Source organism: Citricoccus nitrophenolicus (assembly GCF_047305825.1).
GTDB classification, from domain to species: Bacteria; Actinomycetota; Actinomycetes; order Actinomycetales; family Micrococcaceae; genus Citricoccus; species Citricoccus nitrophenolicus.
The window spans coordinates 3,248,879-3,264,090 of the sequence record NZ_CP063070.1 but is presented as its reverse complement, the minus strand read 5'-3'; the positions used below and the strand labels follow the sequence as shown (position 1 = coordinate 3,264,090).

The 15,212-nt window shown below is 69.7% G+C and carries 14 protein-coding genes and 1 pseudogene; 2 read left to right on the top strand and 13 right to left on the bottom strand.

Going from position 1 to position 15,212, the window contains the following annotated elements:
• The 4 genes from rpmF to coaD all read right to left on the bottom strand — a co-directional run bounded on the left by rpmF (nt 1) and on the right by coaD (nt 2,389).
• Nucleotides 1–204, bottom strand: a complete 204-nt coding sequence (gene rpmF / locus IMT31_RS14815; RefSeq protein WP_345359167.1) for a 50S ribosomal protein L32 — start codon at nt 202–204, stop codon at nt 1–3.
• A gap of 2 nt (nt 205–206) precedes the next feature.
• Entirely contained in the window at nt 207–815 is a 609-nt protein-coding gene (locus tag IMT31_RS14810; protein WP_345359164.1) for a YceD family protein, read from the bottom strand.
• A 162-nt stretch (nt 816–977) separates the two neighbouring features.
• Entirely contained in the window at nt 978–1,889 is a 912-nt protein-coding gene (gene galU, locus IMT31_RS14805; protein ID WP_345359161.1) for a UTP--glucose-1-phosphate uridylyltransferase GalU, read from the bottom strand.
• A gap of 29 nt (nt 1,890–1,918) precedes the next feature.
• Complete coding sequence (gene coaD / locus IMT31_RS14800; RefSeq protein ID WP_345359158.1) at nt 1,919–2,389, bottom strand: pantetheine-phosphate adenylyltransferase; 471 nt, start codon at nt 2,387–2,389, stop codon at nt 1,919–1,921.
• Nucleotides 2,390–2,413: 24 nt separating this feature from the next.
• Here coaD and IMT31_RS14795 point away from each other — a divergent pair, with 24 nt between their 5' ends.
• Nucleotides 2,414–3,634, top strand: a complete 1,221-nt coding sequence (locus IMT31_RS14795) for an aminotransferase class I/II-fold pyridoxal phosphate-dependent enzyme (protein WP_413543251.1) — start codon at nt 2,414–2,416, stop codon at nt 3,632–3,634.
• Here IMT31_RS14795 and rsmD read toward each other — a convergent pair.
• From rsmD to IMT31_RS14770, 5 genes are read right to left on the bottom strand one after another with little or no spacing between them, the layout of a single operon-like run.
• Nucleotides 3,602–4,216 (bottom strand): 16S rRNA (guanine(966)-N(2))-methyltransferase RsmD, encoded by a 615-nt coding sequence (rsmD, locus tag IMT31_RS14790; RefSeq protein WP_413543250.1) that lies wholly within the window; start codon nt 4,214–4,216, stop codon nt 3,602–3,604. The two genes, IMT31_RS14795 and rsmD, sit on opposite strands and share 33 nt — an antisense overlap.
• A 10-nt stretch (nt 4,217–4,226) precedes the next feature.
• Nucleotides 4,227–6,410, bottom strand: coding sequence for an ATP-dependent DNA helicase RecG (locus tag IMT31_RS14785; protein WP_413543249.1), 2,184 nt, complete (start codon nt 6,408–6,410; stop codon nt 4,227–4,229).
• Nucleotides 6,407–7,516 carry a DAK2 domain-containing protein gene (locus IMT31_RS14780; RefSeq protein ID WP_413543248.1) on the bottom strand — a complete coding sequence of 370 codons (1,110 nt, stop codon included), beginning with the start codon at nt 7,514–7,516 and terminating at the stop codon, nt 6,407–6,409. Before IMT31_RS14780 ends, IMT31_RS14785 begins: the two co-directional genes overlap by 4 nt.
• 10 nt (nt 7,517–7,526) lie before the next feature.
• The gene (locus IMT31_RS14775; RefSeq protein WP_413543247.1) at nt 7,527–8,987 is read right to left on the bottom strand and encodes a polysaccharide biosynthesis tyrosine autokinase; all 1,461 of its coding nucleotides are present in this window, start codon (nt 8,985–8,987) and stop codon (nt 7,527–7,529) included.
• A gap of 26 nt (nt 8,988–9,013) precedes the next feature.
• On the bottom strand, nt 9,014–10,090 hold the full coding sequence (locus IMT31_RS14770) for an LCP family protein (RefSeq protein ID WP_413543246.1): 1,077 nt from the start codon (nt 10,088–10,090) through the stop codon (nt 9,014–9,016).
• A gap of 188 nt (nt 10,091–10,278) precedes the next feature.
• Here IMT31_RS14770 and IMT31_RS14765 point away from each other — a divergent pair, with 188 nt between their 5' ends.
• Nucleotides 10,279–10,845 carry a DUF3515 domain-containing protein gene (locus IMT31_RS14765; protein WP_413543245.1) on the top strand — a complete coding sequence of 189 codons (567 nt, stop codon included), beginning with the start codon at nt 10,279–10,281 and terminating at the stop codon, nt 10,843–10,845.
• Nucleotides 10,846–10,869: 24 nt separating this feature from the next.
• On the opposite strand, the pseudogene IMT31_RS14760 reads toward IMT31_RS14765, so the two are convergent.
• The 4 genes and pseudogenes from IMT31_RS14760 to murA all read right to left on the bottom strand — a co-directional run bounded on the left by IMT31_RS14760 (nt 10,870) and on the right by murA (nt 15,132).
• Nucleotides 10,870–12,008: pseudogene (locus IMT31_RS14760) on the bottom strand (D-alanine--D-alanine ligase family protein).
• Entirely contained in the window at nt 11,990–13,033 is a 1,044-nt protein-coding gene (locus tag IMT31_RS14755; RefSeq protein ID WP_345359134.1) for an NAD(P)H-dependent glycerol-3-phosphate dehydrogenase, read from the bottom strand. Before IMT31_RS14755 ends, IMT31_RS14760 begins: the two are co-directional and overlap by 19 nt.
• Complete coding sequence (locus tag IMT31_RS14750) at nt 13,030–13,794, bottom strand: lysophospholipid acyltransferase family protein (RefSeq protein WP_413543244.1); 765 nt, start codon at nt 13,792–13,794, stop codon at nt 13,030–13,032. The genes IMT31_RS14755 and IMT31_RS14750 overlap by 4 nt, the downstream gene beginning before the upstream one ends.
• A 9-nt stretch (nt 13,795–13,803) precedes the next feature.
• Nucleotides 13,804–15,132, bottom strand: a complete 1,329-nt coding sequence (gene murA / locus IMT31_RS14745; protein ID WP_345359129.1) for a UDP-N-acetylglucosamine 1-carboxyvinyltransferase — start codon at nt 15,130–15,132, stop codon at nt 13,804–13,806.
• Nucleotides 15,133–15,212 lie beyond the last annotated feature (80 nt).

The following is a 15,212-nucleotide window of genomic DNA, read 5'->3' as shown; positions in this document are numbered from 1 at the left end:
TCAGGCGTCAGCGACCTTGCGGCCCTTGTACTCCAGGAACATCGGCGTACCGGCGGAGTCGGTCACGACCTTGGCCTGATGCGGCAGGCTGTAGGTGACGCGGCCGTTCTCCACGGTCTTCACCAGCGGGGGCACGGTGGCCTTCCACTGGGAACGGCGGGCACGGGTGTTGGAACGGGACATCTTCCGCTTCGGGACTGCCACGGCTATCTCTCTTCTGTCTCGTCGGATGAGGTCTTCGGTTCCGGCCCGGTGGCCCCGGGCTCGGAGGTCTTCGTCAGCGCGGCCAGGGCCGCCCAGCGGGGATCCAGCTGTTCATGGACGTGGTCTTCGCCAGCGTCCTCCAGACGGATCCCGCAGTCGGCACACAGGCCCTGGCATCCCGGCCGGCAGACCGGCTGGAAGGGCAGGGCGGTGACCACGGCGTCCCGGAGCACGGGCTCCAGATCCACGGTCTCCTGCACCACCAGGCGCTCTTCGTCGCTCCCACCCTCTGGGGCAGCCGCGAGGAACAGTTCCTGCAGGTCCACAGTGATCCCGTCCTGAATCGGGTCCAGGCATCGACTGCACTCCCCCATCAGCTCGGCGTGAGCCTCACCGGTGATCAGAATGCCCTCGTGGACCGACTCCAAGCGCAACTCGACGTCCACGGCTGAACCAGCCGGGATGCCGATGAGCGGCGTGGACAGTGCCTCAGGGGCTGCCCACTGCTCTTCCAGGGTCCTCATGGACCCCGGGCTGCGCACCAGGTCCCGGACGGAGACCACCCAGTCTCCCGCCGCACCGGCTGGGACGTGGGACGATGACGCGGACATCAGCATTCCTTCCTCAGCAGACAGTGGTGGCGGTGAGGACCCCGACCTCCGGCGTGTGCCGAAGAACTGGGATCCGGGCAGGGCAGAAGCCTCAGGACCGACTCACCAGTCTAACCGCTGGGACCCCGCGGACCAAATGGCTGGGCCGTGGCTCGCCATGGTTCACAGGCCCGCGGCGAATTCCTTCAGCCAGGGACGCAGTCCCGGGCCGAGGTCCTCGCGCGCGCTGGCCAACTCGATGACCGCCTTGAGGTAGCTCAGCTTGTCACCGGTGTCATAGCGCTTCCCGCTGAACACGACGGCGTGCACCCCGAAGCCCACCCCCTCGCCCTGGGCCAGGACCTGCAGGGCGTCGGTCAACTGGATCTCATTGCCGCGGCCTGGCCCGGTACGCGCCAACACGTCGAACACCACGGGATCCAGGACGTAGCGGCCGATGACGGCCAGGTTGGACGGAGCCTGGTGCGCCGGCGGCTTCTCCACCAGCCCGGTGACGCGCACCACGTCCTCAGGCTCCCCGGGCACCGTGGCGACCTCGGCCACACCGTAGGAGGAGATGTTCTCCTGCGGGACCTCCATCAGCGCGATCACGGAACCGCCCTTCTCCTCCTGGACGTCGATCATGCGCTCGAGCAGGTCGTCCCGCTCGTCGATCAGGTCATCACCGAGCAGCACGGCAAAGGGTTCCCGGCCCACGTGCTGCCGGGCGCACAGGACCGCGTGTCCCAGTCCCTTGGGATCGATCTGGCGGAAGTAGTGGATGTTGCCGAGATTGGTGGCCTCCTGGATCTTGTCCAGCTTGGTGAAGTCTCCCTTCAACTCCAAGGTCCGTTCCAGGGCAGGCACCCGGTCGAAGTGGTCCTCCAGGGCCCGCTTGCTGCGTCCGGTGATCATCAGCAGGTCGTCCAGCCCAGCGGCCTTGGCCTCGGCCACCACATACTGGATGGCCGGCTGGTCCACCACCGGGAGCATCTCCTTGGGCATGGCCTTGGTGGCGGGCAGGAACCGGGTCCCCAGGCCGGCGGCGGGGATGACGGCCTTCTTGGTGCGGGTCTTCTGCGCGCGTTCAGTCATGTGGGCAGGATAACCGCTCGACCTGACGATCAGGACTCGTGCAGCCGGCGCATGACGGCGCGCGGGACGAACTCGGAGACGTCCCCACCGAGTTGGCTGACTTCCTTGATGAGGGTGGAGGACAGATGCGCGTACCGACCGTCCGTGGGCAGGAACACGGTCTCCACCCCGGTCAGATGCCGATTCATCGCGGCCATGGGCATCTCGTACTCGAAGTCTGCGGTGTTGCGCAGCCCCTTGATGATCGCGTTGGCCCCCGCCTTCCGGCAGAACTCGGCGAGAAGCCCCTCCCCCATCGGCACCACCGAGATGCCCTGCAGGGAGGAGATGGTCTCCCGGATCATCTCGATCCGGGTGTCCACATCGAAGCGGTACTTCTTGGTGTAGTTGGTGGAGACCGCCACGATGACGTCATCGAAGAGGTTGGTGGCCCGTGCGATCACCTCGACGTGGCCGTTGTGCAAGGGGTCAAAGGATCCAGGGCAGACGGCTCGGCGCATATCCTCGAACATACTATGGAGCCCATGCCCTCCGCACCACAGCCCTCCCGTCCCCGCGTCACACCCCTCCATCCACCCAACGTCTTCGAGACGATGACCCGGTTGGCCTTGCGGCACGGGGCGGTGAACCTGGGCCAGGGCTTCCCGGACACCGACGGCCCGCCGTGGATCCGAGCGCTGGCCGCGGAGGCCATCCGGTCCGGTTCCGGTCCCGCCGGGACACCCGCCAACCAGTACGCACCCGGCCGCGGTGATCCCGGGTTGCGCCGGGCCGTCTCCGCCCACCAGCACCGTCATCACGGCCTCTCGGTGGACCCGGACCGGGAGGTCGTGGTGACCACTGGCGCCACGGAGGGTATCGCCGCCGCCCTGCTGTCCCTGGTGCGGCCCGGCGACGAGGTGGTGGCCTTCGAACCGTTCTACGACTCCTACGCAGCCATCACCACCCTGGCCGGAGCCCGCCTGGTGACCGTCCCGCTGGCGGCCCCGGACTTCCTTCCGGAGCCGGCGGCCCTTGAAGCGGCGATCAGCCCGCGCACCAGGATCCTGCTGCTGAACACGCCGCACAACCCCACGGGTGCCGTGGTGCCGGCGGAGCTCCTCACCCGGATCGTGGAGGTCTGCGCACGGCATGAGGTGTTGATCCTCAGCGATGAGGTCTACGAGCACCTGGTCTACGACGGCACTCACCGGCCGGTGGCCTCCGTGCCGGGCGGCTGGGACCGCACCCTGACGGTGTCCTCTGCCGGGAAGAGCTTCTCCCTGACGGGGTGGAAGGTGGGCTGGGTCACCGGGCCGGCGGATCTGGTGGATGCCGTGTACTCGGTCAAGCAGTTCCTCACCTACTCCTCCGGCCCCGCCTATCAACCGGCGATCGCCCGGGCGCTGGAGGACGGCGCAGGATTCCTGGCCGAGCAGCGGGGGGCCTATCGCGCGGCGCGCGACGAATTGGTGGCCGGCCTGTCCTCGGCCGGCCTGCATCCCGTGGTGCCCGCGGCCGGGTACTTCACGGTCACGGACCTGGCGCCGCTCGGGGTGAGCGACGCAGCGGCCGCGGCCACCGAGCTCGCGGAGCGGGCCGGCGTCGTGGGCATCCCGGTCAGCGCCCTGTGCCGCCCGCCGGCGACCCCCGGAGAACCGGCGCCCCTGGCCTCCTGGATGCGTTGGGCCTTCTGCAAGTCACCGGCGGTCCTGGCTGAGGCGGTGTCCCGGCTACAGCGGCTGCCCGCGGCCCTCGGAGCCTGATTCCTCCGCCTCCCCAGCGGCCTTCAGGCAGAAGTACAGCGTGGTCTCACCGTACCGCCGGGCCTCGAGGGGTTCGATCACGGGCGGCCATTCGGGCTCCGGAGAGCGCGAGGACCGCTCCAGCACCAGCAGTCCCTCCGGCGCCATCACGGCCGCCACACGCTGCAGTGTCCCTGTCAGCGCGGGGCCGGCGAGAGGGTATGGCGGGTCCGCCAGGACGAGGTCCCACGGGCCGGCCCCCGCCGGGGAGTCCAGCACCCGGTCCACGTCACCGGCACTGACCCTGACCACCGGCCGTCCGAGCCGATGGTTGACGGCCTCCGCGTTGCTCCGGCAGACGGCGGCCGCACGCCGGTCCCGCTCCACGAGCAGCACACGCTCGGCGCCGCGACTGGCGGCCTCCCCTCCGAGGGCACCGGACCCGGCGAAGAGATCGACGACGGCGGTCCCCTCCAACCAGCCCCGGCTCGCCAACCAGGAGAACAGGGCCTCCCGGGTCCGGTCCGTGGTGGGACGGGTGGCGTCCCCGGGCACGGACTGCAGTTTCAGCCCCCCGGCGTGGCCGGCGATGATCCTCGGCATGCTCGTCCCCTCAGCCCTTCTCGATGTAGTCGCCGTTGTCCTCGTGCCCGGCCTCCCAGTCCGCAACGGACTCGGCCAGCGGAGGGTGGTCCAGCGTACCGTCCGCGGCGAGGTGGACTCCGATCCAGTCCGCCGCGAGCTCGATGAGGTCGGCGTGCCGCAGCACCCTCAGGACCTTCAACCGGCTGCCACCGTGCTGGCTGGCCCCGAGCACGTCCCCCTCGCCGCGCTGCTGGACATCCGCCCGGGCGATCTCGAGGCCGTCCTGCGTCCCGGCGAGAACCTCGAGGCGCTCCAGGGCGGGATGTCCGTCCGCCAGCCGCGTGGCCAGCAGGCAGACCGCGGGGGCGGTGCCCCGGCCGACCCGGCCGCGCAGCTGGTGCAGGGTGGACAGGCCGAAGGACTCGGCGTCCAGGACGGCCATGACCGTGGCGTTGGGCACGTCCACGCCGACCTCCACCACGGTGGTGGCCACCAGGAGGTCCACCTCACCGGCCACGAACCGGCCCATGGTCTGGGCCTGCGTCGGCTGGTCCTGACGGCCGTGGAGCCCGGCCATCCGCAGTCCGGCCAGTGCCGGGATCGCGCCGAGGCGGGGCAGCATGTCCTCCACCGCTGCGGCGTCACCTTCCCCCTGGTCACCCGGCTCGATCTTCGGACACACCACGAACGCCTGGTGACCGGCGGCCACCTGTTCGGCGATGACCTCCCAGACCCGGGCGATGATCCGCGGCCCGTGGGCCATCCTCGCCACGTGGGTGGCCACGGGCTGGCGTCCGGACGGCAGCCCCGGCAGGAGGGTGAGGTCCAGGTCTCCGAAGACGGTCATGGCCACGGACCGCGGGATGGGGGTGGCGCTCATGACGAGCAGGTGCGTGCCGGGGTTGGCGCGGCGCAGCGATTCGCGCTGGTCCACGCCGAAGCGGTGCTGCTCGTCCACCACCGCCAGCCCCAGGTCCGCGAACTGCACGGAGCCGCCGAACAGCGCGTGGGTGCCCACCACCAGGCCAGCCTGCCCGGAGGCGATCTTCAGCAGGGCCTCCCGGCGCTGGGCGGCATTCAGGGAACCGGTCAGCAGGACCACCTCAGTGGACGGCCCGTCCGGGGCGTCCAGCCGACCGGCCTGCCCCAACGGCCCCAGGATGGCCGTGAGCGAGCGATGGTGCTGCGCGGCCAGCACCTCCGTGGGGGCCACGAGGGCCGCCTGGCCTCCCGCGTCCACCACCTGGAGCATGGCCCGCAGGGCCACCAGGGTCTTGCCGGAGCCCACCTCACCCTGCAGCAGTCGGCTCATGGGCCGGTCCCGCGCCAGGTCCGCGGCGATCGCCGCCCCGGCGGAGACCTGCCCCTCTGTCAGCGTGAACGGCAGCTGAGCGTCCAGGGCGGACAGCAGCCCCTTCCCGACGGCGGCGCGTGCCACCGCCTCCGGCAACGCCGCCGCATGGCGTCGCAGCGCCAGGGCGCCCTGCAGCACGAGGGCCTCCTGGAGGGCGAACCGGCGCCGGGCCCGCAGGGCATCCGCCACCGCGGCTGGACGGTGGATGTCCGCGTAGGCGGCGGCCAGGGACGGTAGGGGTACCCCGTCCGTGCTGGCGGCCTCGAGGAGTTCGGCGGGCACCGGATCGGCCAGCGGCTCCGGGCCCAGGGCGTCGAGGACCGTGCCGATGCTGGCACGGAGGATCCAGCTGGGGACCTTGGCCGTGGCGGGGTAGAGCGGGACAGGGGCCAGATCATCCTGGCCCGGGGCCTCGGTGCTGTCCAGGACGGAGAAGTCCGGGTTGTTCAGGGTCAGGGCCCCCCGGTACAGGGCGGTCTTCCCGTGGAACATGGCCCGATGTCCCGGTTGCAGACGGCGCAGCGCGTCATAGCTGTTGAAGAAGGCCATCTCCAGGGTGGCGGGGCGGTGGGAGGCGTCTCCGTCCCCGTCCTCGTCAGCGGTGACCGTGACGTCCACGATGAACCCACGGCGCGAATGCATCTGACGGCGCTCCACCGAGACCACACGGGCCACCACGGTGACCTGCTCGCCGACGGGCAGGTCCGTGATCGGGGTCAACTCCCCCCGTTCGATCCAGCGCCGGGGGAAGTGGTGCAGCAGGTCCGCCACGGTCCTCAGACCCAATTCACGGGCGAGGCGTTGGCCTGTACGGCCACCCAGCAGCCGCTCGACCGGTTGCTGGAGGTCCGCGCTCACGCCGACGCCTCCGGCCCGGACACCTCGCCGCCCGGTCCGGCTCCGTCCTGACCGGTGCCATCCTGCCCGGTGTCGTCCTGTCCGGTGTCGTCCTGTCCGGTGTCGTCCTGTCCGGTGTCGTCCTGCAGAGAGGCGACCACCAGGTTCTCGGGGGTGCCGGCCCGGCGCACGAGCGCCTCGGCGGCCTCGTGGTCGTCCACATGCACGTGCAGCCGCCACCGCACCGCTGCGCCGGCCCCGCCGTCCGGCTCGGCCGAGCCGAGGGGGCTCATGATGACGGAGTCCCCGATCTCATTCAGCTCGAACCGCAGCGTGGCCGCAGCGAGCGGATCCAGGTCGATGCTGCACATCAACTCGTAGCCCACCGTGGATTCGCGGTCGGTGTGGATGTGTGGGGCGGAGGCCGCGAAACCGTGCAGCCCGTCCAGCAGTCCCGGGTCGATCCGGGTTCCCTTGACGGTCGCCCGGAGGGAGTCCAGGAACAGCATCAGCCCCACGCCCCCGGCGTCCACCACGTTGGCCTCGGCCAGAGCCGCCAGTTGGCCCTCGGTCTGGACCACGGCCTGCCACGTGGCATCCACCACGGCGTCCAGGGCGGCGCCGAGCTCGCGGCGGCTCATCACCTGGTCCTCCGGTTGACCCTGCAGTCCCGCTGCGTGCTCCCCCGCAGCGCGAGCCGCCGAGCCCAAGACCGTGAGCATGGTGCCGTCCTGGGGGTCGGAGAGGGCAGCCCAACAGCTGGTCTGGGCCCGCTCCAGGGCGGCGGCCAGGGTGGGGGCCGCCAGCCGCTCCTGGCCATGGAGGGGTTCGGACATGCCGATCAGCATCACGGCCAACAGGGTGCCGGAGTTTCCCCGGGCCTGGTCCAGCGCAGCACGCCCCGCCATGGACAGCAGCACGCCCAGGTCCTCGGCGTCCGAGGCGGCCACAGCGGCCCGCGCTGCACGCACCGTCCCATACAGGTTGCTGCCGGTGTCACCGTCCGGGACCGGGAAGATGTTCATGGCATCCATCCGATCCGAGGCGTTGCCGATCACGGTCTCCGCCAGTTCCAGCCACTGGTGCACCCGCGACGGCGCGCGTGGGGCTGTCTCGTGACTGGTCACTCCCGGCACCTCACCGGAATCGCATACCCATCAGGGCCTTCTGGTTGGACGGCTTGCCCCGGCCGGAGGAGTGACCGCCACCGTTGGACCGGCGGGCCGAGGTCGGCTCCACGGTGTCCGCCTCATAGGCGTACTGGTAGGCGTAGTAGGTGCCGCGCTTCTGCGGGACACGGGTCAGCACCAGGCCCAGCAGCCGGGCGTCCACGGACGTCAGGCTGTCCAGACCGCCCTGCAGCTGCTCGCGGTGCACATAGCCGTCCACGCGGTTGACGAGCATCACTCCGGAGGTCATGGCGGCCAGCACGGAGGGGTCCGTCACGGGCTGCAGCGGCGGGGCGTCCAGCAGGACCACGTCATAGCGGCCCTCCAACTGGCGCAGCAGCCGGCGCATGGCCTCGGAGCCCAGAAGCTCCGAGGGGTTCGGCGGGATCTCACCGGAGGTGATGACGTCCAGCTCGCCGTCAGGTCCCCAGGACTGGATGGCGTCCTCGAGGTCGATCTGGCCGGACAGGATGGTGGAGAGCCCCACTGCACCCTCCATGCCCAGGGTCTTGGCCACGCGCGGTCGGCGCAGGTCCGCGTCGATGACGACCACGCGGCTGCCGGACTCGGCCAACATGATGCCGAGGTTGCAGGAGGTGGTGGTCTTGCCCTCACCCGGGATCGAGGAGGTGACCACCACGGACTGGGTACCGCCGTCCACGTTGGTGAACTTCAGGTGCGTACGCAGCTGACGGTAGCTCTCGGCACGCGGATCGAACTGGTCGTCGATCGAGATGAGGGGCTCGTCCTCGGCCGACTTGTGGTCAGCGAAGGCGCCCAGCACGGGGGCGTCCGTGATGCGTTCCACGTCCTCGCGGCTGCGGATGCGGGAGTCCAGCAGGGTCCTCAGCAGGGCGAAGGCCACGCCGAGGGCCGCGCCGACCACGAATCCGAGGGCCAGGTTCAGGGCCACCCGCGGACTGGAGGGAGACAGCGGCACGGAGGCATCCTCCACCACGGAGAGGTCCACGAGGGGGTTCCCCTCGCCCTCGGTGCTCTCCACCTCGTACACGGTGGAGATGAGTGAATCGGCCACGGCATTGGCGATCTCGGCGGAGCGGGCCGGGTCCTGGTGGGTGGTGGAGAGGTTGAGCAACACGGTCTGCGGAGGGGCCGTTGCCTCCACCGTCTCCGCCAGGCTCTGCACGCTGACGTCCAGACCGAGGTCGTCGATGACCGGCTGCAGGACCCGCGGGCTGGTGGCGAGGGTGACGTAGGAGGTGACGCGCTTCTCGGAGAAGCTGGACCCCTGCAGGATGTCACTCGCGGAGTCACCGGAGTTCACGGCCACGAAGATCTGTGTCCGGGCGGTGTAGCTCGGCTTCGTCAGCGCCGTGGCTCCAGCGGCCACGGCGACCCCCAGAAGGGTCACCAACACGATCGCCAGCCAGTTGTTCCGCAGGATCCGGATGTAGTCGCGAAGGTCCAAGTCGCGTCCTTTCGAGTGTGTTCCGGTCACCGACCGGAATGATACGAGGCCATGTCGTCGTGGCTGAGGGCGGAACCGATCTCCGCAATCGCCTGTTCGTCCGGCCAGACAACAGACTGGCCCCTCGCGCGGCCCACCCCGTCGGTGGGCACCGTGAACATCTCCAGATCATCCGATCGAACGTCGGTCATCGTCCGTCCGATGGAGACCAGCTCCCCTGAGTTCAACGTTTCATCCAGTGTCAGATATGGAGACAACCCGCTAACCATATCGGAGATCCTGCCCGGATTTGTCAGCGTTTCAGGGGTCATCACCCTCTGGGCCACGGCCTTCAGGAAAAGCTGCTGGTTCTGGACCCGCGAGTAGTCTCCGTCGGAGAACGCATACCGCTCCCGGACGAAGGACAGCGCGGTGTCACCGTCCATGTGCTGGGTGCCGGCCTGGAACGACTTGCCGCCATTGCCGGACTGGAAGGACTCCGGGACCGTGATGTCCACGCCGCCGAGCGAGTCCACGAGTCCCTCGAACCCGGCCATGTCCACGGCGGCCACGTGGTCGATCCGGGTGCCGAACATGGTCTCCAGCGTCTGGACGGTCTTGGGCACGCCGCCGAAGGAGTAGGCCGCATTCACCTTGTGGGTGCCCTCCCCGGGGATCTCCACCCAGAGATCGCGCATGACGGACATCACGTAGACCTTCTCCCGGTCCCCCGGGATGTGCACCCACATCATCGTGTCCGAGCGTCCCGCCTGCGGCACGTCCGCGAGGTTCTCGGTCTCGCCGGAACCGCCGCCGGAGTCAGAGCCCAACAACAGGATGTTCAGCGGCTCCTCCCTTCCCTCTGAGGCCGGGGCCTTGGTGGGGCGGGAGTCCTCCTCCGGGAAGCTCGTCTCGAAGCGCTCCGTGTCGTTGTCAAAGGTGGAGGCAAGGTTCGTCAGATAGGCCACGGCCACCACGGCAGCGCCGACCACCAGGACCAAGAGCACGCCGAGCGTCCACCAGACGGCCTTGTTCTTTCGCCGGGGACGCCCGTCACGGCGCGAGGCTGACGCGGAAGGACCGTCCCCCGGGGATCCGAGGACTTCGGTGGGGCGTTCAGACACGTCGGTCCTCCGTGGTGTGGGCAGTGGGCGGCTGGTCAGGATGGGCGGCTGCGGATCCGGCCGACCTGACCATGACGGCGGTCACCGGTCCACAGGCCATCAGGGAACCTGTCCGATCCGGCCCCTGGCCGCGAAGCGCTCGTCCCATGGTACGGCAACGGCAGACCGAGTCATCGTAGGCTGTTCCCATGATCTCCCCAGACCTGAAGCCCCGGACCAGCCCTGCCCACAGGGGGTCCGGGACATCGGCTGCGGGTCGCCGTACCAGGACCGTCGTAGCGGTGACTCTGGCCGGCGCCGTCCTTGCTGTCAGCGGCTGTGCGAGCCCCGTGGCGGACGTGGAGCCTGCTCCAGAGGCTACCGATCCTGTCTGCGCCGAGACCATGGTCGCCCTTCCTGACGTCGTCGCCGGACTCGAACGCCGTGAGACGGACAGCCAGGCCACGGCTGCTTGGGGGGAACCCTCCGCCGTCATCCTGCGGTGCGGCGTCCCTGTCCCCGGACCCACCACGGAACACTGTGTCACGGCCAACGGCGTCGACTGGGTGACCAGGGATGACGGGGAGTTCTGGACCCTGACCTCGTATGGCCGTTCCCCCGCCGTGGAGGTGCTCTTCGACGACACGCAGGCGGGCTCGAGTTCGGTCATGGTGGACCTGGCCTCTGCCGTCAGCCGCATCCCCGCCACCGGCGGATGCACCACCACAGCCCCCACCCAGACGCCGATCCCGCAGACGGACCAGCCTGCCCCATAGTGCTGACAGTCCTGCCGGCAGTGACTAGTGCAGCCCGGTGCCGCGCTCGAGAGCGAGCGTGAGCAGTTCATCGATCAGTTCGCTGTAGGGCAACCCGGACCGCTCCCACATGGCCGGGTACATGCTGATCGGCGTGAATCCCGGCATGGTGTTGATCTCATTGATCACGAACTCGCCGTCCGGCGTGTAGAAGAAGTCCACGCGGGACAGCCCCTCCCCACCCACGGCGTCGAAGGCCTCCACGGCCAGCCGCTGGACCTGCGCGATCGCCTCCGGCGGCAGGTCTGCCGGGCAGGAGAGCTCGGCGGCGGTGTTGTCCTGGTACTTGGCCTGGAAGTCGTAGAAGTCGTGTTCGCCGGATCCGTCATGCACCACGATCTCCCCGGGCAGGGACGTCCGTGGCGCCGAGGTCCCGTGCCCGTCCAGCACGGCGCACTCGATCTCACGGCCCTCGATTCCGGCCTCACCACGACCTTCGGGTCGTAGCGCCGGGCTTCCTCGATGGCCGCGGCGATCCCCTCCGGGGTGGACACGCGGGTGATGCCGAAGGAGGAGCCCGCACGGGCCGGCTTGACGAACAGGGGCAGGCCGAGGGCCGCCACGCGTTGCACGGCTGCCTCGGGGTCGGCACGCCACTGGCGGTCCGTGACGGTCTCCCAGGGCCCCACACTCAGCCCGGCGGCCTGGAAGGCCAGCTTCATGAAGTGCTTGTCCATGCCCACGGCTGAGGCCAGCACGCCGGCGCCCACGTAGGGCACGGCAGCCATCTCGAGTTCGCCCTGCAGGGTCCCGTCCTCACCGAACGGCCCGTGCAGCAGGGGGAAGACCACGTCCACGGCACCGTACGAGGTGCCCCGCGTGACGGAGACGAGCTCGTGGAGGCCGGCGGAGGTCAGGTGCAGCGTCAGCGGGTCCGTGGGTTCCGGGACCTCGGGCAGATCCCCGCCGGGCAGTTTCCAGCCCTGCGGGTCCGCATCCAGGCCGTGCCACTGCCCGGTGCGGGTGATCCCCACCGGGACCGCCTCGTAGCGCTCCGGGTCCATGGCTCCCAGCACGCCGGTGGCGGTGATGCAGCTGATCGGGTGCTCACTCGAGCGCCCTCCGAACAGCACCAGTACGCGCAGGCGGCCGTTGTCTTCCGTGGTCACGTTCGTCCTTCCGATTTGAGGTCCCGGGACAGCAGCAGTCCGGACAGGGTGTCCACATCGAGGCTCCCGGCGATCACCGCGTTCATCGCCTCGCTGATCGGCATCTCCACACCGTGACGCCTGGACAGGTCCACCACCGCCGAGACCGATTTCATGCCCTCCGCCGTCTGCTTGAGCCGCGCGGTGGCTTCCTCCACGCTCAGCCCCTGGCCGAGGTACCGCCCGGCCGTCCGGTTCCGGGACAGCGGCGAGGCGCACGTGGCCACCAGGTCGCCCAGCCCGGCCAGCCCGGCCAGGGTCTCCGCCTGCCCGCCCAGGCTCTCGGCCAGCCGCGTGGTCTCGGCCAGCCCGCGTGTGATGACGGAGGCCTTGGAGTTGTCCCCGAAGCCCAGGCCGTCGCAGATGCCCACGGCCAGGGCGATGACGTTCTTGACCACGCCGCAGATCTCCACGCCGGTCACGTCCGTGTTCGTGTAGGGCCGGAAGTATGGGCCCGCGGTCCGCGTGGCGATCCACTCGGCGGCAGCAGGATCGGTGGAGGCCACCACGGTGGCGGTGGGCTCGCCTCGGGCGATCTCCAGCGCCAGGTTCGGCCCGGACACCACGGCGAATCGCTCAGCCGGCAGATCCAGCTCCTCGGCGCACAGCTCGCTCATCCGCGCATCGGTGCCGCGTTCCAGCCCCTTGATGAGCGAGAGCACGACGGCGGCCGGGCCCAGGTGGGCGCGGATGGCCGGCAGGTGTTTCCGGACCTCCTGGGCCGGGATGGCCAGCACCACGAGTCCGGCCCCGCTCACGGCGGCGGCCAGGTCCGTGGTGGCGGTCAGGCATTCCGGCAGGGCGATCTCCGGCAGGTAGTCCTCGTTGCGGTGCTCCCAGGTGATGGACTCCGCGATCTCGGGGCGGCGGGCCCAGATGACGATCTCAGGCTCGGGGACCCCCCGTTCCAGGGCGGAGTCGGCCAGAACCTTGGCGAAAGTGGTTCCCCAACTGCCGGCGCCCACCACCACCAGCTTCTCGGGCCGGCCCGCCGCGTTCACAGGGTCCCCCGCTCGGTGCCGCTGCCGCCCGGGTCCTGCCGGCCGGAGATCAGTTCACGGCGTGCGGTGCGTGGATTCCACCGTCCCTCGGGGGCCGGTTCGCCGCGCAGGGCCTCGAGTTCACCCGTGATGGCGGACATGATCCGTTCGCTGGCCGCATCCAGGACGTCCCGTGTCAGGGCGGAGGCACGCAAGTCCTCGAGCGGCACAGGGGTTCCGATCCGGGCGCTGGCGGTACGCCGGGGCCACAGCCTGGGTGCCTTGGCCTGACGCGGCATGACCTCGTGGATGCCCCACTGGGCCAGGGGGATGACGGGCACGCCGGTCTTGAGGGCCAGCCGCGCGGCACCCGTCTTGGCCTTCATGGGCCAGAGGTCCGGATCAAGGGTCAGCGTGGCCTCGGGATAGATGATGATCGCACCGCCGTCCGCCAACACCTGGTTCGCCGCCAGCAGCGATTCATTGCCGCCGCGGGCTCGGTCCACGGGGATCTGGCGCATCCGGGTGAGCAGTCCGCCCACCACGGGGAGCTGGAAGAGTTCGGCCTTGGCCAGGAAGTAGGGCAGGTGCCCCTGCGAGTAGACCAGGTGCCCAACGGCCAGTGGGTCCAGGTTGGAGACGTGGTTGGCACACAGGATGAACCCCCCTTCCGGGAGGTTCTCGGTCCCCTGCCACTCCTTGGCCATCAGCGCGTTGAGCGTGGGACGCACCGCGGCGGCCGCGGCGAAGTATCCGGCACGCAGTCCGGCGGATTCGGTCACGGGACTCCCCTACCGGCTGATGGCGGACAGCTCGACATCCGCGCCGAGGCCGGTGAGCTTGTCCATGAACTTCTCGTAGCCGCGGTTGATGATCTCGATGCCCGTGGCGCGTGAGGTCCCCCGGGCCGCCAGGGCGGCGATGAGGTGGGAGAACCCGCCGCGCAGGTCTGGGATGTCGAAGTCCGCTCCACGCAGCTCGGTCGGGCCGGAGATCACGGCGGAGTGCAGGAAGTTGCGCTGACCGAACCGGCACGGCACGGAGCCCAGGCACTCGCGGTGCAGCTGGATGGAGGCACCCATCCGGACGAGGGCGTCGGTGAATCCGAAGCGGTTCTCGTAGACCGTCTCGTGCACGATCGAGACCCCCACTGCCTGGGTCAGGGCCACCACGAGCGGCTGCTGCCAGTCCGTCATGAACCCCGGGTGGACGTTGGTCTCCAGCACTAGGGGCTTGAGGTTCCCCCCACCGTGCCAGAAGCGGATGCCGTCGTCGTCCACCTCGAACTCGCCGCCGATCTTGCGGTAGGTGTTCAGGAAGGCGGTGAGGTCGCGCTGCATGGCGCCCTCCACGTAGATGTCACCCTGGGTGACGAGTGCCGCCGAGGCCCAGGAGGCTGACTCGTTGCGGTCCGGGATGGCGCGGTGGTTGAAACCGGAGAGCTCGTTCACACCCTCGATCCGGATGGTCCGGTCCGTCTGGACCGTGATGATGGCGCCCATCTTCTGGAGGATGTGGATCAGGTCATGGATCTCCGGCTCCACTGCGGCACCCTTGAGTTCAGTGATGCCCTCGGCCTTCACAGCCGTCAGCAGCACCTGCTCCGTGGCACCCACGGAGGGGTAGGGCAGCTCCAGCTTGGCCCCGGTGAGCCCCTTGGGCGCCGAGATGTGGATGCCGCCGGGGCGCTTCTCCACCACGGCCCCGAAGTTGCGCAGCACGGTGAGGTGGAAGTCGATCGGGCGGTCGCCGATCTTGCAGCCGCCCAGATCGGGGATGAAGGCCTCGCCGATCGAGTGCATCAGCGGACCGCAGAACAGGATCGGGATACGGGAGTCGCCGGCGTGGGCGTCGATCTCCGAGCTCGTGGCGGACTTCGTGGCTGCGGGGTCCAGGGAGAGGTCACCGGTCACCGGGTCCTTGGAGACCTTGACCCCGTGGACGGACAGCAGCCCGGTGACGATGTCGACGTCCCGGATCTCCGGGACGTTGCGCAGCACCGACGGTTTGCTGCCCAGCAGCGAGGCCACCATGGCCTTCGGTACCAGGTTCTTGGCACCGCGGACGGTCACCCGTCCCTCGAGCGGCTTGCCGCCGTTGATCGTCAGCAGATTTCCCATAGGCAGTGGCATTCCTCCGTGGCCCGCCGGGTCGGGCCGTCGCTGGTGTGTGGATCCGCTGGGGAGCACAGCCCGGGCGG

Excerpts from the sequence above, each read along its gene's own strand:
- coaD (WP_345359158.1), bottom strand. The coding sequence starts at position 2,389 with ATGCGCCGAGCCGTCTGCCCTGGATCCTTTGACCCCTTGCACAACGGC.
- galU (WP_345359161.1), bottom strand. The coding sequence starts at position 1,889 with ATGACTGAACGCGCGCAGAAGACCCGCACCAAGAAGGCCGTCATCCCC.
- murA (WP_345359129.1), bottom strand. The coding sequence starts at position 15,132 with ATGGGAAATCTGCTGACGATCAACGGCGGCAAGCCGCTCGAGGGACGG.
- IMT31_RS14765 (WP_413543245.1), top strand. The coding sequence starts at position 10,279 with ATGATCTCCCCAGACCTGAAGCCCCGGACCAGCCCTGCCCACAGGGGG.
- rsmD (WP_413543250.1), bottom strand. The coding sequence starts at position 4,216 with ATGCCGAGGATCATCGCCGGCCACGCCGGGGGGCTGAAACTGCAGTCC.
- IMT31_RS14810 (WP_345359164.1), bottom strand. The coding sequence starts at position 815 with ATGTCCGCGTCATCGTCCCACGTCCCAGCCGGTGCGGCGGGAGACTGG.
- IMT31_RS14795 (WP_413543251.1), top strand. The coding sequence starts at position 2,414 with ATGCCCTCCGCACCACAGCCCTCCCGTCCCCGCGTCACACCCCTCCAT.